Here is an 18,957-nt window from a genome sequence, read left to right on the forward strand (position 1 = left end):
TAAAATTTAAATTATTTTATTGTGTTTAAAAACTCTTCTAAAGTCCATTTGTAACGTGAGAAAGTACTTAGCAAAAATGCTCCCGCGCTGAATGCAAAAACTGAATAATCCAAAGGCTCTTTACAACCAAAAGAAATAGACATGGCTAATGCAAATAATAAAGTGAGAATAGAAGCGGATAAAGCAGTTTTACTGATTTGATAGCCAACAAGAAGAAAAATACCAATCGATAATTCAGTAATAGTTGACAATAAAGCAATACCTGGTGCAAATGTCTGTGGTAAAAAGGAATTGGTTTCAGCGGTATAACTGACGAAATTTTTCCAACCCGAAGAATAGCTACCCCAAAAACCAAGCCTGCTTGCAACAGCTGATAAAAAACCTGTCGCTAATGTTATTCTTAACAGGAAAACGGCTATATCTTGTTTAGTCTTCATACTTAAAAATCTTAGTTGATTAATTACAAGTACAAAGTTCGGTGATAGCCGTAGCCTAAAGAATAGACAATTCTGGGAAAAGCATATAATATTTAGTTTTTTACCGACTTCTGATAATCTTTTGGAGATAGGGAAGTGTGTTTTTTAAAGAAGTTGGAAAAGTAAAAGGGATCATTGAACCCAAGCTGGTAGGCGATTTCTTTTACAGTTAACTTCTCGTAAAGTAATAATCTTTTAGCCTCAGAAATGATAAGGCTGTAAATAACATTCTGTGCTGTTTTGTTAGTATGCAGTTTTGAAACTTCATTCAATTTAGCTTCTGTAGTTCCTAGGAGATCTGCAAAATGAGATACCTGATAGTTTTCTGCAAAATGATTACGTACGCTTTCCAGAAATTTTAAAAATAAAGCGTCAGGCTTCCAGATCTCATCACCATTTGCTATTTTACTGCGGTTGATCTCAATAAGTAATAATTCAACCAGTGAATGTGTTGAAATTAAATACTGATAGGGCTTCTCACTGATTTCATTCTCAATTAGATTCAATGTTTCAGTGAAAAATAAGGGTTGACGGACACTTATCTTTTCATTCATTCCAAAATGACAGAATAAACCGTTGTGAAAAATGAGTTCAATATCGCTGTCATTTTTACTAAAGAAATCAAGAGTAAACTCAAGTGCTGTCACTTCTCCTTCAACAGCTCTCAATTGATGAAACTGCCCTGAAGTGATGGTTACTGTTTCTCCAGCCGTAAGATTAAAGATATTTTCATCAATCAAGATTTCAGCAGATCCACTCTTGCACCAGAATAAGGTGTATCTGATCACCCGTCTTGGTTCAGAATGGTTTATTTGATTTGAATATTTTTTTATTTCAATCATGTTTGATGAGCATTAGAATTGAGTTTATGTTCAACCAGAAATGAATCTATGTTCTTATGAATCGTTGTATTCTTTGAATCTAAATTACAAAAAAAGTGAATGTAAAAACAGGGTCGAAAGATTAGGTTTCTATTTAACTGATATTATATTGAAAGGGCAGTTAGCGGTATCCAAGTGACTTTCATATCCAGACTAATGGTATTTAATTCTGGAAAATCACCAAAATATTATGAAAATTTATTACCAAAATAAAATATTTACTTTTTATTTATATATTTGTTTTTATTTATTCTAAATAAAATATAATTAATTTGGGATGAGAAAAGTATTTGGAGAATCCAGCAAAATAAGGAATTAGAGAAAGGTTGATTATTCTGCTAAAAAAATTATAGTAACGAGATAACAGAAATTTAATACAAAAAGGACTTTCGATAGCTTCAAATAGTTCATGTATGATAGAATTTGAAGCTTTTTAAAAACTAAAAAAATTATGAAACAAAATAAAAGAATTCTGGCACTGGATTTAATAAAGGGAATGAGTGTTATAGGAATGGTCATTATTCACACCTTACTCATATTTGCAAATGTGAAATCGCAATCAGAAACAGCTATCGGCAGTTTTATTGTCTTTCTGGGCAGAGGTACTTCTATTTTTCTGATTTGTATGGGGGTAACATTTATGACGTCCAGTCATCAAAGTCTTAAAAGTTCAATAAAGCGAGGTGGTTTACTTTTACTGGCAGCTCTTTTCATGAATTTTATGAAATTTATGATTCCTGTAATTTTTGGTTTTGCACCGGATAATTTTATTCAAAAGTATGGATGGCATGCCCCAATAGAGCAGCAATATGTGTATTTGGTCTTGCTAGGTGATATTTTACAATTAGCGGGAATGTCTTTACTATTTGTTGGCTTTATAAGAAAATATGTTAAAAATAAATTTGGCATTCTGGCTATAGGATTGTTAGTAGCGTTGGTATCCAGAGAAGTTAGTGGAATTAATATTGACGTTCCGGGAATTAATTATGTTTTAGATCTTCTTTTTAACAATGACTTTCCTGCTTATGTCTATTTCCCTGTTTTTCCGTGGATGTCCTTTATTATCATTGGGATGTTTTTTGGTAAATGGTTTCAGGAGTTAAATTATGACAGTAAGAAATTATTTAAAAACATGCTGTATGTGGGACTTGTGTTTGCAGCATTTGGAGCACCATTAGTTTTTGTGTATGGAGACTATAATTACAATGGCTTTTATCATATGGGGCCTGGAGGTGTTATTTATTTTGCAGGATGGACTTTGATCTTTCTTTGGGTTATTTTTAGGATGACTTCCAATGCTAAAGAAAATGCATTCATGAGAATTTTAAAATATTGTAGTAAAAATCTGACATCAATGTATATGATACAATGGATACTAATTTCTTGGGGTAAAGGTATTTTCGGATATAGACAACATGGAATTGGATTCGTATTACTCCTTATACTATTTTATTTGATTCTTACATTTTCAGTTCAGATCCTGTTAGATATCTTAAGGAAGAAAGAACCGTTAATTATTTTTCGACGAATCGCAACAGAGGAAACTGTCCTGAAGTAGTTATTACGATTTGATTAATCTTCGTAAAAGATATTTTTGTCAATCAGAATTTTCAAAAGAAAAATTAAGTACATTCGTTTAGTTAAATTTTTAAAAAGACAAAAATGAAGTATTCTAAAATTATTTTGGTTCTTACCTTATTGTTATTTCAGATAGGTTTTGCACAGGAAAAAGCAGATGTAGTATTAAATAAAGCGCTTAGTGAAGCAAAAAAAGAAAATAAAAATGTCCTTTTAGTGTTTCATGCTTCATGGTGCCAATGGTGTAAGCTAATGGAGAAAAATATGAACCTGCCGGAAACAAAACCACTATTTGATAAAAACTATGTTACCGCTTATCTTGATGTTCAGGAAAGAGGAGAAAAGAAAGTGCTTGAAAATCCGGGTGGGGTGGAAATGATGAGCAGGTATAAGGGAAAAGATGCAGGACTTCCTTTTTGGTTGATCTTAGATCCTAAAGGCGAGGTTCTGGCAGATTCTTTTAATGATAAAGGCGAAAATCTAGGATCTCCGGCAACACCAGAAGAGGTTGACGTTTTTTTAGCTAAACTGGAAAAAACAACAAAGCTCAATAAAGAGGAACTTTCTACTATTCAAAAGGTTTTCGTGAAGAAAAAAGCTCAATAGGAAAAAGAGATTAAGATAAAAAATACCCCCAGGATCTATTGATTCGGGGGTATTTTTATTTAAAATTATTTTTTACCAAAAAATATTTGATCTTTTTTTTGTTGCTCCAGATAGATTTCCTGGAAATTGACAGGCATGTACTGGAAAATGGCATTCCAATGCTGTATCTTAGTATGTTTCTTAAAACTTTCAAAAGATCTTACGAAAAGATTTTCGATAATATCTTTTACATATGAATCTGCATTTCTATAGATCCCTTCCATCAGTTTGATGTGATGGCCGATAATATTGATTTTGGACTCTCGTAAAAGGTTTTTTAAGTAGTTTACAGTTGATTGGATAATACCTGCAAAATTATTTTGCACCGATAACTGTGTAATTTCACTTCTAAGAGTGGGATAGAAAAATTTTAAATACTCTACAGCGGTCTCTTCATTAATAGTTTGCATTGGCTCGTTCATCATAAATAATATTTTATTTTTCAAACACTTTTACTGCCGCTAAAAGTGTACCAAACTTATAAGCAGGCAGCAAAAATAAATACTCCGATGATCAGTGCAATGTGAGTAGCTAGGATTTCAATATTGTGTCTGGAATTCGACTCTTTCCATTGTTTCCAGTCAAATTGTTTTCTGATTTTTGTCTTCATAATCGTAATAATTTTGTAATGAAATCGTTGAAAAATGTAATAAAAAAAAGTAGTGTCAGTTTTTTGAGGAATCTATTTTTAGAAAAATCTCTGTAATGTGACAAAATGATTATTTCTTCTTACAATTACTGCCATTATATACCATGTGTATAAATCTGTTTGGAATAAATTCTCTGAAGATCCTTGGACATATGACTAAAGATAGCTTTTCGGTATTCTTCACTGCAGAAAGTTGTTACATTGTCCAATGAATAGATAAAAGTGCATTCTATGGCATTTTTAAGTACTGCATCTCCGTTTTTATAGATCGTACCCATCTTTTTTAGACTTTTAAATAAAAGAGGTCTTTCATTTTGACGAATCATTCTTTTGATGTGATCTGTAAAAGTATTCATCATACTATAAGAACTCTGCGTTTTAGTTTCATCCAATTCATACTGTATGCTAGGAATTACTTCTGTAATTTCCTGAACGGCTTGTAAATAATTCATATTAATAATGATTTTGTTCTAAAAATTTTATAAATCCTCCAAAAATAAAAATCACTAAGAATGCTATAAGCAACAGATGATAGGGCTTCATCCATTTTGGAGTTTTTGGCCCTGTGCTTTTTAATCTTCGTAGCTTGTCGATTTTGTTTAAAGTTTTTAAGTCCATTTTTGTATGTTTTGATAATGATGATGCCAATTGCATTCCTTTAAAGATTAATTTATTTTAATTAGTTGTAATTCAATGTGTTGATTCTTTTTGTTGAATTTTATAATGCAAAAAAGCTATCCAAAATGATAGGGTTATTATCAAAACGAAATGCTGCTCGATATTTGAGATTATTAATATCTTTGCAGTCCATAAAAATCAAAAATGTTTTCAAAAATTATAGTACACAGAGTCGGTAATAAGATCAATGGTGAGTCTTTAACACTTTCTCAGGAAGAATTGCAGTTGGAAGAAGGGATGGCAGAAATGCTTGAAGATTATTTTTTAGGTTCTTTTAAAACAGAAGAAACCTATCAGTTTTATAGTGATACTTATTTAGTAAATAATCCTGTTTACAGTTCTGTAACAGAAATTTTTGAGGATAAGGCTAAATTCCTATGGGAGTCTGAAAACATTGCTAAGCATCTTTTTGAAGCTGCTGAAAACCCTAGAGTTCAGGGGGGTGAGTTATTTATTGTATTCTTTGAAGATGAGAGAGAAGGGGATGAGAAAGTAGATAAGATCGGGATTTTTAAAACTGAAAAAAGAGAATCTTTCTTAAAGATATTCCCTCAGGAAGAAACTTTTGCATTGGAAAAAGATCAGGGTATCGGATTATCAAAAATTGATAAAGCAGCTTTGATCTATAATAATCATAAAGAGAATGGATACGTATTATCTGTAGTTGATAACAACAAAAACGGAGATATGTATTATTGGTTTGAAGATTTCCTGAAAGTGAAACAGCGTGATGATGAGTATTTCCACACTCAGGAAGCGTTAATGGTTTATAAAGATTATATTACAAAACAGCTTCCTCAGGAGTTTGAAGTTTCAAAAGCAGATCAGGCTGACTTTTTAAATAAATCGATTAATTTCTTCAAAGAAAAAGAGGAATTTAAACTTGATGATTTTGCAACTGAAGTATTAGGTGACCAGCATGTGATAGAAAGTTTCGTTAATTTTAAAACAGATTATGAACAGGATATGCAGATCAATATTGCTGAAGAATTCCCAATCAGTGAAGCTGCAGTGAAAAAGACGCAGCGACATTTTAAGAGTATTATCAAATTAGATAAGAATTTCCATATTTATATCCATGGTGATCGAAAAATGCTGGAGCAGGGACAAGATGAAAAAGGAAAATTCTATATGCTGTATTTCGATAAGGAAGTTTAAAACAAAGGATAAAAGCAGTAAAGCGATGAATTGCTAAAGTCGCAGAAAAGAATAGATGAGTAGGAAGGGTAAAAGTAATTTTACCCTTTTGCTTTTTACAGTTTAGGACTATCACTATTCAACTACTTCTTCCCGAAGAATAAAGCTCTGCTATACTCATAATTCATTCTGGCGATATTGAGAACTGAAATACCTTGCGGGCATTCTACTTCACAGGCTTCAGTGTTGGAACAATGTCCAAATAACTCGCTATCCATTTGCTTTACCATATCTATAACGCGCTTACTTCTTTCTTCCTTACCCTGAGGAAGAAGAACCATATGTGTAATTTTAGCAGATGTAAATAAAGCGGCACTTGCATTTTTACAGGTTGCCACACATGCCCCACATCCTATACAGGCAGCGGAGTCAAAAGCTTCTTCGGCAGTTTGATGCGTAACAGCTATGGCTGTTGCATCGGGAGCCTGTCCCGTATTTATGGAAACGAAACCTCCTGAGGAGATTATTCTGTCGAAAGCTGAACGATCTACTTTTAAATCTCTTTTTATAGGAAATGCTTCTGCCCGGAAGGGTTCTATAACAATAGTTTCTCCATCTTTGAAAGAACGCAGATGCAACTGACATGTCGTGGTATTTTTTAAAGGACCGTGAGCTAAACCGTTGATCATCATTCCACATTGTCCACAGATTCCTTCACGACAATCGTGATCGAACTCTACGGGTTCTTCGCCTTCAGTGATCAGTTTTTCATTTAAAGTATCCAGCATTTCAAGAAAAGACATATGAGAATTCAATTCTTTTAAATCATAATTTACCAGCTTTCCTTTGGTCTTTCCGTCCTTCTGTCTCCATATTTTCAAATGTAAATCCATAATTTTTGTTTTTATTTATAACTTCTCACCGTTGGTTGTACCTCTTCAAATACAAGCGGTTCTTTAATTAATTCAGGTTCTTTGTTTTCACCCGTCCATGCCCATGCTGAAATGAACTGGAATTCATTGTCATTTCTCAAAGCTTCACCATCTGGAGTTTGATATTCTTCGCGAAAATGAGCACCGCAGGATTCATTTCGGGTCAAGGCATCATAGCACATCAATTCTCCGATTTCGAAATAGTCGGCAACGCGTCCCGCTTTTTCCAGTTCCGTATTCATGCTGTTTCCCTGTCCGGATACTTTTACATTTCTATAGAACTCTGCTTTTAGCTTTTGTATTTCCTGAATAGCGTATTTTAGACCTTTTTCATTTCTAGCCAGGCCACAATAATCATAAAGCAACTTTCCTAAGGTTTTGTGGTAATGATCTACGGTTTTTGTTCCATTGATGTTGATCAGATTTTCTACCTGTTGTTTAACTGCATTTTCAGCTTTTTCAAATGCCGGATCTTCTGTAGATATTTTTCCAGTATGGATTTCATTAGAAAGATAGTTGGCAATTGTATAAGGAGCGATGAAATAACCATCAACGGAAGCCTGAAGAAGAGAATTTGCTCCAAGTCTGTTAGCTCCATGGTCTGCAAAATTAGCTTCCCCTAAAGCAAATAATCCTGGAATAGTAGTCATCAGCTCGTAGTCTACCCATAAACCACCCATAGAAAAGTGAGCCGAAGGAGATATCATCATAGGCTCCTGATAGGCATCATATCCTGTGATCTTAAGATACATATCAAACAAGTTTCCATATTTTTCCTGAATCTTCTCTTTTCCCTGTTCTTTAATTGCTTTTGAAAAATCGAGATATACAGCATTTTTTAAAGGTCCGATTCCGAACCCGGCATCAATTCTTTCTTTTGCAGCTCGGGATGAGATATCTCTCGGAGCAAGATTTCCAAAAGCCGGATATCTTCTTTCGAGATAATAATCCCTTTCATTTTCAGGAATATCATTAGCAGCTCTGGTTTCATTTTCTTTTGAAGGAACCCATATTCTCCCATCATTACGAAGTGATTCCGACATTAAGGTTAATTTCGACTGATAATCTCCAGATTGTGGGAGCGAAGTAGGATGTACCTGAATCCAGCTGGGAGAAGCCATTAAAGCTCCTTTTTTATGAGCCCTCCAAATGGCAGAGCCATTACACCCCATTGCTAATGTAGAAAGGTAGTATATCTTGCCATATCCTCCGGTAGCCAATACAACAGCATGAGCAGCATGCCTTTCAATTTCTCCGGTATCTAAATTTCTTACGATAACCCCTCTTGCTTTTCCATCTATAACCACCAGATCCAGCATTTCATGTCTTGAAAATAATTCAATTGTTTTTTTGCCAACCTGTCTCATCAAAGCCTGATAAGCTCCTAAAAGTAATTGCTGTCCGGTTTGTCCTCTTGCATAAAAAGTCCGGCTAACCTGAACTCCACCAAAAGAACGGTTATTGAGATAACCACCATATTCTCTCCCAAATGGAACTCCTTGGGCTACAGCCTGATCGATGAGGTTTAAAGAACACTCTGCCATGCGGTATACATTAGCCTCCCGTGCTCTGAAATCGCCACCTTTTAAAGTGTCTACAAACATTCTGTAGACGCTGTCACCATCATTTTTGTAATTTTTAGCAGCATTCACTCCGCCCTGACCTGCTACAGAATGTGCTCTTCGCGGGCTGTCCTGAAAACAAAATGATTTTACATTGTATCCCATTTCGCCTAAAGATGCAGCAATAGAACTCCCTGCTAAACCTGTTCCTACGACAATTACATCTAATTTTTTACGGTTGGCTGGATTAACGAGCTTTGCTGTTTTTTTATAATTGGTCCATTTTTGTTCTAATGGTCCTTGAGGTATTTTAGAATCTAGCATCATCATTTTATTTTAATTAGAAGTAAAGAATATATAGATGGGCATCAGTGCAAAGCCGATACTTATAATTACTGAATAAGCAATTCCTATGGTTTTAACCCATTTTACAAATTTAGGATGATATAATCCTAACGTTCTTATAGCACTGTATATCCCGTGAATAAGATGGTAGCACAAAGCGGCCATTGATATAATATAAATGATCACATACCACCATTCTTTAAAAACTGCAACCACAAGAATATATAAATCTTTATTTCCGTTTTCATCCAGAGGGGGAGTTCCGAATTTATATACATACCAAAAGTTTTGAAAATGGATAACCAGAAAAATTAATAGTAATGTTCCTAATATTCCCATATTGCGGGAATACCATTTGCTGGCTCTTCCACGTCTGTCAGCCTGATAATGGGCGTTGGATTTCTTATTCTTCAAAGTGATTATTAAACCATCGATTGCATGAAGAATTATGCTTGCATACAGAACGTAAGAAACTATTTTAATCACAATATTTCCTGACAGAAAATGTGAATACGCATTAAACTGTAAATGAGCCTGATCCTGGGGAAGAAATAGCTGAAGATTTCCAAGGAAATGAATCAACAAAAAGAAGCTCAGGAAAAGTCCGGTAAGACACATCAGCATTTTTCTTGACAAAGTAGACAGCATAATTTTTTGTTTTATTAATTTAATAATATCCTAATACTTTCATCCAGAGACCTCCTACTACCATATAAATAATAAGTAATACAATTCCTATTTCGAGACCTCGAAGCCACCATGCTTTTAATTCTACATATCCACTTCCGAAAAATACGGGAGCAGGACCATGACCGTAATGGGTAAGAACCCCATAAATAGATCCTAAAAAACCAAGCATCATCGCTAATAACATGGGTGGAATTCCAACAGCAACTCCTACACCTAATAATGCAGCATACATCGCAGCAACGTGAGCTGTAGCACTTGCAAAAATATAGTGACTGAAAAAATAAACTACAATAATTACAGGAAAGGCTATCTGCCAGCTCAATCCACCGATCTTAACCTTGATAAGGTCACTGAACCATCCAATAAATCCAAGTTCATTAAGCGAACTGGCCATCATGACCAATACTGCAAACCATACAATAGTATCCCAGGCGCCTTTCTCAGCTTTTACATCTTCCCATGTCAGTACAGAAGTTAACAATAACAGGGTTAAACCTATGAAGGCTGTTGTAGTGGCATCAATTGAAAGGGATCCTCCAAATATCCAGAGAGCTAATAAGATAAAGAATGCCAATAACATGAGCCATTCATTTTTGGAGATCGGACCCATTTCTTTCAACTTTTGAGCGGCCATTTTAGGAGCATCACCTGTTTTTTTCAATTCTGGTGGATACAATTTATACAATACAAGAGGAACAACAAAAAATGCTACCAGACCAGGTAGGAAACCTGCAGCTGCCCATGACATCCATGTGATATTGATGCCAAGGTTGGCTGCAAACTTCTGACACATCGGGTTGCTGGCTGTTCCTGTTAAGAACATTGAAGAAGCAATCAGATTCATATAGTAGCTGTTCAGTGTTAAAAATGAACCCAGTTTTCTGTGGGTTTCAGGTTTTTCAGGAACAGAATCAAAACTGATGGCCATGGATTTCATAATAGGGTAGATGATTCCACCACCTCTTGCGGTATTACTTGGAATAGCCGGGGCAAGGCAAACGTCTGCCAGTCCTAAACCATAGGCTAATCCAAGGGAACTTTTCCCAAATATTCTGATAAATAGAAAAGCTATACGGTTTCCTAATCCGGTTTTAATAAATCCACGGGCAATAAAAAATGAGATCCCAATCAACCAGATCACTTTATCTCCGAAACCTGAAAGTGCTTTGGTAATTGATTTTCCAGCATCTCCGGGAGCGATCACTTGTGTAAGCGCTGTAAACGCAATGGCCATCATACACATAGTTCCCATGGGAGCAGCTTTAAGAATAATTCCTAAAATTGTTGCGGCGAAAATAGCGAACAGATGCCATGCATCTGCAGTAACACCATCGGGTTCAGGGATAAACCAGATGATAAGAGCAACAGCAAAAGTTATTGCTGTATTCTTGATATTAATTTCTTTCATAATAGTATTGATATTAATGATTAAAATCTACTTTGTACCTGAACAATGAATAGATTATTATTGTATTGTGAGGTGTTTGCGATCTGTTTTTTATATCTGTCGAATTGTACACCCAACTGAATTCTGGCACCATAGTTTTTAAGGAATTCCAATCCGAACATTGGGGTAACCGTCTGTCTGGGATTAGAGCTTACTCTGAAATTAGTATCCAGATATTCATAACGGCACGACAGCTCAAAGGCGCTAAGATTTCTATGGTTAATTTCATACCTCAGATTAGGAAGGAAATAAACTCCGCGAATAAGATAATCATCGGGATTAGAAAGTCTTTGTTCTGGGGTTATGGAGTTGTACAAAACATGGTTGGTTGCCTGTTTACCTTCTAGTTGCATTTCAAGGCTCCATTTGGAATCGAAATTGATCAATGAGCTAAAGTCAACCCCCAATGCATATACTTTCTTGCCCAGAACTTCACCGATACCGCCATTTAAGCCAACATTAAAATTATATTTTTTGGACAGTCCGAATACCAATCGTGTTGAATACTGCTTTCCATTATCGTTATCATTAACCTGATTTTTCCCATTTCCATTAACTACAGAAACGGCATATTGAAACGGTATTTCTCCCAATTCCAGCTGACCTGTTGCCGCCATTCCAATTTGGAAACTCGTCCAGCCTAATTTTCCAAACTCGGTGTACTGATTAGACCAATCCAAAGACTTGATGATATCAATAGGATAAGTTTCTTCGATACCAAATAATGGACGGAATTGACCTACAGTAATGGCCAGTTTAGGGTTAAAAGTGTATTTTAAATAGGCATTTTCAAGAACCCTGCTTTTGGGGTCATTCTTAAAGTCGGCGAGATTGGCCAAAACAACAACTTCTGTTCGTTTGCTGATCTGTGCCCGAACCTGTACCCGCATATATTTCAGCATAAAATTATTGTCTGTTCCTGATCCATCCTCGTGATGAAGGCCGTTAACGTCTACATTTTTGGTCATACCTAAAAGGTATCGAGCCTGGAAAAGACCTTTGATCTGTAGTATGGGATATTTTACATTTTCTTCCTCTGTTTTATTTTGAACAGAATCTTTTACCTGTCCACTCATTGATAAAGAGAAGACTAAGAAGCAAAATAATTGCGTTCTTTTTTTTGTTGAAAAAAAAGTCATAGTGCTTTGTATTGGTTAATGATTGGGTGAATGCTAAAATCCTCGGAATTTAGAAAACCTGATCTTCGCGAAATTTTGTGTGCTCATGATAAATTTTGATATTATCAGAACTGATCACTATTATTTTTTCCTTGGAATTGATATGACTTAATAATCCAGATAGAAGAAAAGAATGAAGCATAATGGATGGGAATTTTTTCATACTGATGTATTTGATTGTTAGAGAAGTAAATAATGAATTTTTTATAATAATATTCAATTATTTATCCGTATTTTCATGTTTTGGTGATATAAATCTACTAAATTTTACTTAATTAAGAGAATAATTTTATTTTAATACTGTTTTAATGTTAATAATCATTTCTCATTAATTTCTATGAAAAAATTGTGATTTTGTTAACAGAATTGTGTATATTAAAGACAATTGGTGTGTATGTAAGGTGTTTAGCTTCAGTTAGTTATTGCTACTCATAAATTAGATACCACACTATAATATATCAGCAAAAAATTCGTTATATTTGATTGATTTTAGAATATTATGAATTTTGTAGAGTGTCATGAAGAACCCATCCATATTCCAGGGTATATACAAAGTTTTGGATACCTGATTGGCATTGACGCAGAATCTTATCTCATTACTTTTTTCAGTGAAAATATCCGGGATATATTTACTATCGAAAATAAGGAATCACTTTTCGATAAAAAAATTACTGATCTTCCTGAAAGCTTTCAAAGCATTATAGAATCTGATATTTACAAGTCATTGGACACATTTACAAGACGTGAAAATGAAACCTATTTTGATAAAATTTTTATTAAAGGAACTGAATATCATTTTTCTGTTTTCCGTAATGGAGGCCAAATCTTTTTAGAGTTTGAAACCGTACTGGAAAATCCTGATAAACGTATTTCGAACAAATATGATAATTTCTATGTGATTGATAACGCACAGGATATTTGGGATCAGCTTCTAAGTACACTTTCTAAAATTGTAAACTATGACCGGATGATGATCTATAAATTCATGACAGACGGTTCTGGGAAGGTAATTGCTGAAAAGAGAGATGATAATATGCAAAGTTACCTTGGCCTGCATTATCCTGAAACGGATATTCCCAAACAGGCAAGAGCGCTGTATATGAAGAAGAGAAAAAGAATCTTCAGTAATGTATATTCTGAAACGGTTCCGATTTTAAGCAAAACAAAACAAAATATTGATCTTACGTTTACGGCTTCACGAGGAATGTCACCGATTCATGGTCAGTATATAAAAAATTCCGGAGCTTCTTCCAGTTTCAGTATTTCTATTATCATTGATGATAAACTTTGGGGGTTGGTTACATGTCAGAATTCAGAATCTAAACATATTGATCTTGAGGACAGGGTACAGGCCGGAATTTTTACCGCTTTAGCATCCAACGCTTATTCATCTTTTAAGACCAAGAAAGAGCTGGAGTATCGTATGGATCTTAATGAAAAATCAGCCTATCTGAAAACAGAATTTCTGAAACAAAATTCTTTATTTGATTCTTTAGTTCAAAACAGAATAGAAATTAAAGATCTTGCTGAAGCTGATGGACTGGCTATTATTTCTGATGAAAATATTGTAAGAACAGGAGCAACTCCTCCACATGCGATTATTGAAAAAATAGTAAAATGGGCATATGAAAATACGAATAAAAGTATTTATGTAAACCGCAGTTTCCTGAAGGAATATGGTGAGAATTTAGGATTGGACAAAGATTCAGCAGGTATTATTATATATTTTATCGATCGGACTAAAAATGAGATGCTGATCTGGTTTCGTAAGGAATTTGATGAGCATATTCAATGGGCCGGAAATCCTGAAAAGAAAACTGATGTTTTCTTTCACAATGGTGAAGAAAAACAAATGGTATCTCCAAGAACATCTTTTGAAGTTTTTAAAGAAAATATTAAAGGGAATTCCAAAAGATGGAGCTCAAGAAATACAAGTGGTGTACAGGCAATCAGAGATGTGATCTTGGAAACTTCACATAAACAGTACAATACGATAAAGCAGCTTAATGATCAGCTTAAAAAGGTAAATGAAGAACTTGATAGTTTTTCCTATACCATTTCCCATGATCTTGGAACCCCGCTTACCGTAATGAAACTAAATGCTCAAATGCTGCTCGCTAATTTTGATAAATCTGAGAAAGAGAAAAATAAGCTAAAGTCTATTATTGAGGAAATTGATAATATGGCAGAGATGATGCATGATGTTTTGCAGCTAAGCCGGGCAAAACACAGTGAAATAGAACTTGAAAGCCTGCCCACAGTTCATACAATAAGAAAAATCTCTGAAAATGCTAAAATGACTTTTGAAAGTCCAAAAAGCGAGATCATTATTAAAAACTGTCCGGAAGTATTGGCCGATAAAACAATGCTCCATCAGGTATTTCTAAATGTCATCAATAATGCTGTAAAATATTCGTCAGATCAGGATCATCCAAGAGTAGAAATTGAAGGGATAGAAAATGACGAAACCATTGTTTACCGAATTTCAGATAACGGAATAGGAATTCCTGAAGAAGAGAAACATAAGATGTTTAAAATTTTTAACAGGATGGATAATGCAAAGAAATTTAAAGGCAATGGAATAGGCCTGTCAATTGTTCATCGAATTATGAAAAGAATAGGCGGAAATGTGGATTATGAAAGTAATAAAGATGGTACTTCTTTTCTTTTAACGTTTAAAAAGCCTTAAATTTGGAGGACTTATAAACTCTAATTATGGTTTCAGAATATCTTAAACAAAATACAGCAGAGTATCACGATGCTGCTGAGAAACTTTTTAACTCTGAAAAGATTTTTAACAAGACTTTCAGTTTAGAAGATTACAAAAAAATCATCAATACCAATTATTTAATGCTTTTGCATTCTGAAGACAAAATTTTTAATAGCCTTAATGGAAAATTCGCTGAGAAACTTCAATTGAATCAAAGAAAAAAGCTTCCATTGATTGAAAAAGATCTTGTAAGCCTTGCTTTGAAAAATCAAGTTGTTTCTCATGCTCTTGAAATTAATAATGAAAATGAAGCGTTAGGAATGATGTATGTGATCGAAGGGTCTACTTTAGGTGGAAACGTGATTGCAAAACAACTTTCTAAAACAGAAGGTTTCGATGATATAACGTTCAATTTCTTTGGGTGTTATCAGGAAAATACAGGGCCAATGTGGAAGAATTTTAAAGAAGTTCTGGATACAGAAGTTGCTGAAGAGAACTATAACGAAGTATTATCAGGAGCTAAAAAATTATATACGTTCTTATTAAACGTTAATTAATTTTCAAATTAAAATCTAAATCTATCCTTTGCAGATAATTAACTTCCTGAAAGATTGCTCAATTTTTCAGGAATTGTTAAATTTGGGAGTCAAATTTTTAGACTGAACTAAAAATAAATAATTTTAAAAAGTATACATTATGAAAGTAACTGTAGTAGGTGCAGGCGCTGTAGGAGCAAGCTGTGCAGAATACATCGCTATGAAAAACTTCTGTTCAGAGGTAGTTTTAGTAGACATTAAAGAAGGTTTTGCTGAAGGTAAGGCAATGGATTTGATGCAGACAGCGTCGCTTAACGGTTTTGATACCAAAATTACCGGGACAACAGGAGATTACAGCAAAACTGCAGGTTCTCATGTAGCAGTGATCACTTCAGGAATTCCAAGAAAACCTGGAATGACAAGAGAAGAATTAATAGGTATTAACGCAGGGATTGTAAAAGATGTTACTGCAAACTTAGTAAAACATTCTCCAGAGGTTATTATCATCGTAGTTTCTAATCCAATGGATACAATGGCTTATTTGGTACACAAAACTTCTGGTCTTCCGAAACACAAAATTATCGGAATGGGAGGTGCACTGGATTCTGCTAGATTTAAATACAGATTGGCTGAAGCATTAGAAAGCCCAATTTCTGACGTTGACGGAATGGTAATCGCTGCTCACAGTGATACTGGAATGCTTCCATTATTGAGCAAAGCGACAAGAAACGGAGTTCCTGTAACTGACTTCCTTGATGATGAGCAACAAAAATATGTAATTGAAGAAACTAAAGTTGGTGGAGCTACATTAACTAAATTATTAGGAACTTCTGCTTGGTATGCACCAGGTGCTGCTGTTTCTGTAATGGTTCAGGCAATTGCATGTGATCAAAAGAAAATGATCCCTTGTTCTTTAATGCTGGAAGGTGAATACAATCAAAGTGATATCTGTTTAGGTGTTCCTGCTATTATCGGTAAAAACGGTGTAGAAAAAATCGTAAACATTACCCTTACAGTAGAAGAACAATTGAAGTTTGCTGAAGCTGCTAAAGCGGTAAGAGAAGTAAATGGAGATTTGAAGTTTTAATTATTTTAAACTTTATATAAAGAGAAAACGCGCCCGAAGGGCGCGTTTTCTCTTTATATTCTCTATTCTCTATTCTGTTCCCTTCTTAATTTCCTTCAATTCTCTCAATAAGCATTTTTCTTCCCCCTGCGTCAATTTCCTGCTTCAATACCTGATTGGATTTTGTATCGATATAAAAAGTCATCTTTACAGCATTACTTGAAATATCATCCGTTACGCTAACGATCCAGACTTCCTTATTTTGGAAACTTCCTTTTTGAGTGTTTGTAATATGGGCTTTCATTAATCCTGAGCCTGATTTTGGATTATAATCAAAAATGGCAATATCAGTTTTGTAATTATCCTTTAATGGCAGCCAACGAATAATTTGCGGGTATAGATTACTGTCAAAAAAACTTCCGTCCACTTTTTCATTGATTTCAGTTTTGGCATTTGTCACTTTGTCTGTGTAATATCCGGTTACTGTTTTTCCGAAATTTAAAGACATATCCCTTTGGGTATTAAAGGAGGTATGTTTTATCGGTTTTAATTGAGGAAGTTCAGCCGTAGTTTCATCTACCCAATCAGGTTTTCCTGACATTTTTACAGTGGTTTTTACATTGATGGTTTTACCGTTGCGACTGATATCGGTGTATATTTTTGCAATTTCAATTTTAGTGGTATCCTTTAATGCATACCAGATCATTGTTTCTTTTCCGTTCTTTATTAGATTCGGAACAATTTCATTCTTTTCAGGAGTCTGATCTTTAATCTGTGCATTTGTAAGAGAGAAAAAAGATAAGATTACAAAAACAGAACTCAAAAAGTGGATTGATTTCATATTATATTATTTTGTTGATTTTATTATTAAGTCTTTGGAAATGAACAAATGTTACAGCACACACGCTAAAGAATGGTAATTTTTTTATTTGATTATCGGTAACGAATAAAAAATCCAAACAAAAAAACGCACCTGATAGTACGTTTTATATTCTTTAATAAAATAGTAATGATAAATTATTTTTCGGCATGTAGACCAATCCTGTTACCTTCTGTATCCGTGATAACAGCAATATAACCTGCGTTCATTTGAATGGGTGGAGTTACTATTTTCCCACCAGCAGACTCCACCTTATCTAAAACTTTTTGAATTTCAGGATAAGCATTGATATAGACCAGTGTTCCTTTATCTGAAGGGTGGCTGTCTTTTGATTTTGATAAAACGCCTGTAATTCTTCCGGAGGTTGCCTGAACTACATTCGGGTTGTAAGGAAAAAAAGTAAGTTCCTCATTGGTTTCGGGAATAGAACGGGTAATCATTTTAATGTCTAAAATTGTCTCATAAAATGTTTTTGCCCTGCTGGTATCAGTAACAGGGATTTCAAACCAGGTAATAACATTGGTATTCTCGTCGATTTTTTTTAGTGGTTGCATAACTTAATATTTTTTTGGTGTAAGGTTGAGGTATCCAATACAATACCAACAGTGACAATCACTATCTAATTTATTTTTCCTTCTTTACAAAGGTCCATACGGTATTAATGAATTCTGGGTTTTTCTCATAATACAAAAGATGCCCACCATCAATTGAAACCACTTGTTTATTAACGAATTTGAATGATTGATAATGTTTTGTACCTACCGCTTTGTCTTTTTTTCCTGTAATGATTAAAGTTGGAACCTTAATGTCTTTTGTTGATTGCGCATAATCAGCATAATATTCCGGATATTCTTTAGGTTTTGAGATCACAGCCATTCCAAAATCAATAATTCTCGGATTTAATGAATCTATTTTGTCCATTTCTTTGATCGTCTCAATGTCATCAGTAAGGAATCTGTATCCCATTCGTTTTGATCTTAACGATTTGCTTAATTTGGAAAGCTCGGAAGAAAGACTATCGTTTTCTATTTTTCTATTTTTTAGATGGAGAAGTTCATTGGCATAATCAATTTGTTCCTTAACTGATTCATTATTTAAGAAATGTAAGGTTACGTTGGCTAAAATAAGACCTTTTACATTTTGAGGGTATTTCTTGGCATAGCTTACCGCGATAATTCCACCAAAAGAGTGAGCCATGAGGAAAACCTTATTTAATTTCAAGTGTTGTCTTAATTCCTCAATATCCTGTACCATTTTATCTAAATGATAATCATCCGACTGAGCAGATTTTCCGGATCCTCTCTGATCCATATAGATCATCTTTAGGTTTTTCTCAAGATGATTTCCTCCCATTAGTTCAAATGAAGGATAGCCCTGTCCCGGTCCCCCTGGAATATAAATGCAGGCTTCTCCGGTTCCCGAAACTTTATAATGGATCTGCACATGATCACTGGTCTGAAAAAAGTCTTCGGATTTGGGTTGACCTTGAGCAGGCAGGTAGTTGAAAAATAACAACAGGGTAAAGAAAAGTGCTTTCATATGCTTTGTACATTTTATATTAGTAGAA

At 34.3% G+C, this 18,957-nt stretch carries 20 protein-coding genes; 6 read left to right on the forward strand and 14 right to left on the reverse strand.

What is annotated here, in order from left to right; genetic code table 11:
- Positions 1 to 11: 11 nt before the first annotated feature.
- Both NG806_RS20670 and NG806_RS20675 read right to left on the reverse strand, forming a co-directional pair.
- A complete protein-coding gene (locus tag NG806_RS20670; RefSeq protein ID WP_261511192.1) occupies positions 12 to 437 on the reverse strand; it encodes a DoxX protein in 426 nt (141 codons plus the stop codon).
- A gap of 92 nt (positions 438 to 529) precedes the next feature.
- Entirely contained in the window at positions 530 to 1,318 is a 789-nt protein-coding gene (locus NG806_RS20675) for a helix-turn-helix domain-containing protein (protein WP_261511193.1), read from the reverse strand.
- A 490-nt stretch (positions 1,319 to 1,808) separates the two neighbouring features.
- Here NG806_RS20675 and NG806_RS20680 point away from each other — a divergent pair, with 490 nt between their 5' ends.
- Positions 1,809 to 2,915, forward strand: coding sequence for a heparan-alpha-glucosaminide N-acetyltransferase domain-containing protein (locus NG806_RS20680; protein WP_214832496.1), 1,107 nt, complete (start codon positions 1,809 to 1,811; stop codon positions 2,913 to 2,915).
- A gap of 104 nt (positions 2,916 to 3,019) precedes the next feature.
- Positions 3,020 to 3,541, forward strand: a complete 522-nt coding sequence (locus tag NG806_RS20685; RefSeq protein ID WP_261511194.1) for a thioredoxin family protein — start codon at positions 3,020 to 3,022, stop codon at positions 3,539 to 3,541.
- 65 nt (positions 3,542 to 3,606) lie between these two features.
- Here the strand turns inward: NG806_RS20685 and NG806_RS20690 are convergent, their stop codons facing one another.
- The 3 genes from NG806_RS20690 to NG806_RS20700 all read right to left on the reverse strand — a co-directional run bounded on the left by NG806_RS20690 (position 3,607) and on the right by NG806_RS20700 (position 4,681).
- Positions 3,607 to 4,005, reverse strand: a complete 399-nt coding sequence (locus NG806_RS20690) for a DUF7674 family protein (RefSeq protein ID WP_261511195.1) — start codon at positions 4,003 to 4,005, stop codon at positions 3,607 to 3,609.
- 53 nt (positions 4,006 to 4,058) lie between these two features.
- Positions 4,059 to 4,190 carry a hypothetical protein gene (locus tag NG806_RS20695; protein ID WP_261511196.1) on the reverse strand — a complete coding sequence of 44 codons (132 nt, stop codon included), beginning with the start codon at positions 4,188 to 4,190 and terminating at the stop codon, positions 4,059 to 4,061.
- Between the two features lie 134 nt (positions 4,191 to 4,324).
- A complete protein-coding gene (locus NG806_RS20700) occupies positions 4,325 to 4,681 on the reverse strand; it encodes a DUF7674 family protein (RefSeq protein WP_214832489.1) in 357 nt (118 codons plus the stop codon).
- Positions 4,682 to 5,051: 370 nt separating this feature from the next.
- Here NG806_RS20700 and NG806_RS20705 point away from each other — a divergent pair, with 370 nt between their 5' ends.
- Positions 5,052 to 6,065 carry a nucleoid-associated protein gene (locus NG806_RS20705; RefSeq protein ID WP_214832487.1) on the forward strand — a complete coding sequence of 338 codons (1,014 nt, stop codon included), beginning with the start codon at positions 5,052 to 5,054 and terminating at the stop codon, positions 6,063 to 6,065.
- Between the two features lie 122 nt (positions 6,066 to 6,187).
- Here NG806_RS20705 and NG806_RS20710 read toward each other — a convergent pair whose 3' ends face one another.
- From NG806_RS20710 to NG806_RS20735, 6 genes are read right to left on the reverse strand one after another with little or no spacing between them, the layout of a single operon-like run.
- Entirely contained in the window at positions 6,188 to 6,937 is a 750-nt protein-coding gene (locus NG806_RS20710; protein WP_261511197.1) for a succinate dehydrogenase/fumarate reductase iron-sulfur subunit, read from the reverse strand.
- Positions 6,938 to 6,948: 11 nt separating this feature from the next.
- Entirely contained in the window at positions 6,949 to 8,865 is a 1,917-nt protein-coding gene (locus NG806_RS20715) for a fumarate reductase/succinate dehydrogenase flavoprotein subunit (RefSeq protein WP_261513135.1), read from the reverse strand.
- A 9-nt stretch (positions 8,866 to 8,874) separates the two neighbouring features.
- Positions 8,875 to 9,531 (reverse strand): succinate dehydrogenase cytochrome b subunit, encoded by a 657-nt coding sequence (locus tag NG806_RS20720; RefSeq protein ID WP_261511198.1) that lies wholly within the window; start codon positions 9,529 to 9,531, stop codon positions 8,875 to 8,877.
- A gap of 19 nt (positions 9,532 to 9,550) precedes the next feature.
- Complete coding sequence (locus NG806_RS20725; protein ID WP_214832481.1) at positions 9,551 to 10,981, reverse strand: anion permease; 1,431 nt, start codon at positions 10,979 to 10,981, stop codon at positions 9,551 to 9,553.
- A gap of 20 nt (positions 10,982 to 11,001) precedes the next feature.
- Positions 11,002 to 12,159, reverse strand: coding sequence for an OprO/OprP family phosphate-selective porin (locus NG806_RS20730; RefSeq protein WP_261511199.1), 1,158 nt, complete (start codon positions 12,157 to 12,159; stop codon positions 11,002 to 11,004).
- Between the two features lie 49 nt (positions 12,160 to 12,208).
- Positions 12,209 to 12,361: a hypothetical protein gene (locus tag NG806_RS20735; RefSeq protein ID WP_261511200.1), complete on the reverse strand. Its 153-nt coding sequence runs from the start codon at positions 12,359 to 12,361 to the stop codon at positions 12,209 to 12,211.
- A 336-nt stretch (positions 12,362 to 12,697) separates the two neighbouring features.
- Between NG806_RS20735 and NG806_RS20740 the strand changes: the two genes are divergently transcribed.
- The 3 genes from NG806_RS20740 (at position 12,698) to NG806_RS20750 (ending at position 16,531) form a co-directional block, all read left to right on the forward strand.
- Positions 12,698 to 14,887, forward strand: a complete 2,190-nt coding sequence (locus NG806_RS20740) for an ATP-binding protein (RefSeq protein WP_261511201.1) — start codon at positions 12,698 to 12,700, stop codon at positions 14,885 to 14,887.
- A gap of 26 nt (positions 14,888 to 14,913) precedes the next feature.
- Positions 14,914 to 15,465, forward strand: coding sequence for a biliverdin-producing heme oxygenase (locus NG806_RS20745; RefSeq protein WP_214832475.1), 552 nt, complete (start codon positions 14,914 to 14,916; stop codon positions 15,463 to 15,465).
- Between the two features lie 139 nt (positions 15,466 to 15,604).
- Positions 15,605 to 16,531 (forward strand): malate dehydrogenase, encoded by a 927-nt coding sequence (locus tag NG806_RS20750; protein WP_214832473.1) that lies wholly within the window; start codon positions 15,605 to 15,607, stop codon positions 16,529 to 16,531.
- Between the two features lie 85 nt (positions 16,532 to 16,616).
- Here the strand turns inward: NG806_RS20750 and NG806_RS20755 are convergent, their stop codons facing one another.
- From NG806_RS20755 to NG806_RS20765, 3 genes are all read right to left on the reverse strand, one after another.
- Positions 16,617 to 17,351: a DUF3108 domain-containing protein gene (locus tag NG806_RS20755; protein WP_214832471.1), complete on the reverse strand. Its 735-nt coding sequence runs from the start codon at positions 17,349 to 17,351 to the stop codon at positions 16,617 to 16,619.
- Positions 17,352 to 17,527: 176 nt separating this feature from the next.
- Positions 17,528 to 17,944, reverse strand: a complete 417-nt coding sequence (locus tag NG806_RS20760) for a VOC family protein (protein ID WP_214832469.1) — start codon at positions 17,942 to 17,944, stop codon at positions 17,528 to 17,530.
- A 70-nt stretch (positions 17,945 to 18,014) separates the two neighbouring features.
- Positions 18,015 to 18,929 carry an alpha/beta fold hydrolase gene (locus NG806_RS20765; protein ID WP_261511202.1) on the reverse strand — a complete coding sequence of 305 codons (915 nt, stop codon included), beginning with the start codon at positions 18,927 to 18,929 and terminating at the stop codon, positions 18,015 to 18,017.
- Positions 18,930 to 18,957: the final 28 nt, after the last annotated feature.

This window comes from Chryseobacterium paludis (assembly GCF_025403485.1).
Lineage (GTDB): Bacteria > Bacteroidota > Bacteroidia > Flavobacteriales > Weeksellaceae > Chryseobacterium > Chryseobacterium paludis.

What these genes read in the sequence shown, in the direction of transcription:
- NG806_RS20670 (WP_261511192.1), bottom strand. Translation starts at nt 437, where the DNA reads ATGAAGACTAAACAAGATATAGCCGTTTTCCTGTTAAGAATAACATTA.
- NG806_RS20675 (WP_261511193.1), bottom strand. Translation starts at nt 1,318, where the DNA reads ATGATTGAAATAAAAAAATATTCAAATCAAATAAACCATTCTGAACCA.
- NG806_RS20680 (WP_214832496.1), top strand. Translation starts at nt 1,809, where the DNA reads ATGAAACAAAATAAAAGAATTCTGGCACTGGATTTAATAAAGGGAATG.
- NG806_RS20685 (WP_261511194.1), top strand. Translation starts at nt 3,020, where the DNA reads ATGAAGTATTCTAAAATTATTTTGGTTCTTACCTTATTGTTATTTCAG.
- NG806_RS20690 (WP_261511195.1), bottom strand. Translation starts at nt 4,005, where the DNA reads ATGATGAACGAGCCAATGCAAACTATTAATGAAGAGACCGCTGTAGAG.
- NG806_RS20695 (WP_261511196.1), bottom strand. Translation starts at nt 4,190, where the DNA reads ATGAAGACAAAAATCAGAAAACAATTTGACTGGAAACAATGGAAAGAG.
- NG806_RS20700 (WP_214832489.1), bottom strand. Translation starts at nt 4,681, where the DNA reads ATGAATTATTTACAAGCCGTTCAGGAAATTACAGAAGTAATTCCTAGC.
- NG806_RS20705 (WP_214832487.1), top strand. Translation starts at nt 5,052, where the DNA reads ATGTTTTCAAAAATTATAGTACACAGAGTCGGTAATAAGATCAATGGT.
- NG806_RS20710 (WP_261511197.1), bottom strand. Translation starts at nt 6,937, where the DNA reads ATGGATTTACATTTGAAAATATGGAGACAGAAGGACGGAAAGACCAAA.
- NG806_RS20715 (WP_261513135.1), bottom strand. Translation starts at nt 8,865, where the DNA reads ATGATGCTAGATTCTAAAATACCTCAAGGACCATTAGAACAAAAATGG.
- NG806_RS20720 (WP_261511198.1), bottom strand. Translation starts at nt 9,531, where the DNA reads ATGCTGTCTACTTTGTCAAGAAAAATGCTGATGTGTCTTACCGGACTT.
- NG806_RS20725 (WP_214832481.1), bottom strand. Translation starts at nt 10,981, where the DNA reads ATGAAAGAAATTAATATCAAGAATACAGCAATAACTTTTGCTGTTGCT.
- NG806_RS20730 (WP_261511199.1), bottom strand. Translation starts at nt 12,159, where the DNA reads ATGACTTTTTTTTCAACAAAAAAAAGAACGCAATTATTTTGCTTCTTA.
- NG806_RS20735 (WP_261511200.1), bottom strand. Translation starts at nt 12,361, where the DNA reads ATGAAAAAATTCCCATCCATTATGCTTCATTCTTTTCTTCTATCTGGA.
- NG806_RS20740 (WP_261511201.1), top strand. Translation starts at nt 12,698, where the DNA reads ATGAATTTTGTAGAGTGTCATGAAGAACCCATCCATATTCCAGGGTAT.
- NG806_RS20745 (WP_214832475.1), top strand. Translation starts at nt 14,914, where the DNA reads ATGGTTTCAGAATATCTTAAACAAAATACAGCAGAGTATCACGATGCT.
- NG806_RS20750 (WP_214832473.1), top strand. Translation starts at nt 15,605, where the DNA reads ATGAAAGTAACTGTAGTAGGTGCAGGCGCTGTAGGAGCAAGCTGTGCA.
- NG806_RS20755 (WP_214832471.1), bottom strand. Translation starts at nt 17,351, where the DNA reads ATGAAATCAATCCACTTTTTGAGTTCTGTTTTTGTAATCTTATCTTTT.
- NG806_RS20760 (WP_214832469.1), bottom strand. Translation starts at nt 17,944, where the DNA reads ATGCAACCACTAAAAAAAATCGACGAGAATACCAATGTTATTACCTGG.
- NG806_RS20765 (WP_261511202.1), bottom strand. Translation starts at nt 18,929, where the DNA reads ATGAAAGCACTTTTCTTTACCCTGTTGTTATTTTTCAACTACCTGCCT.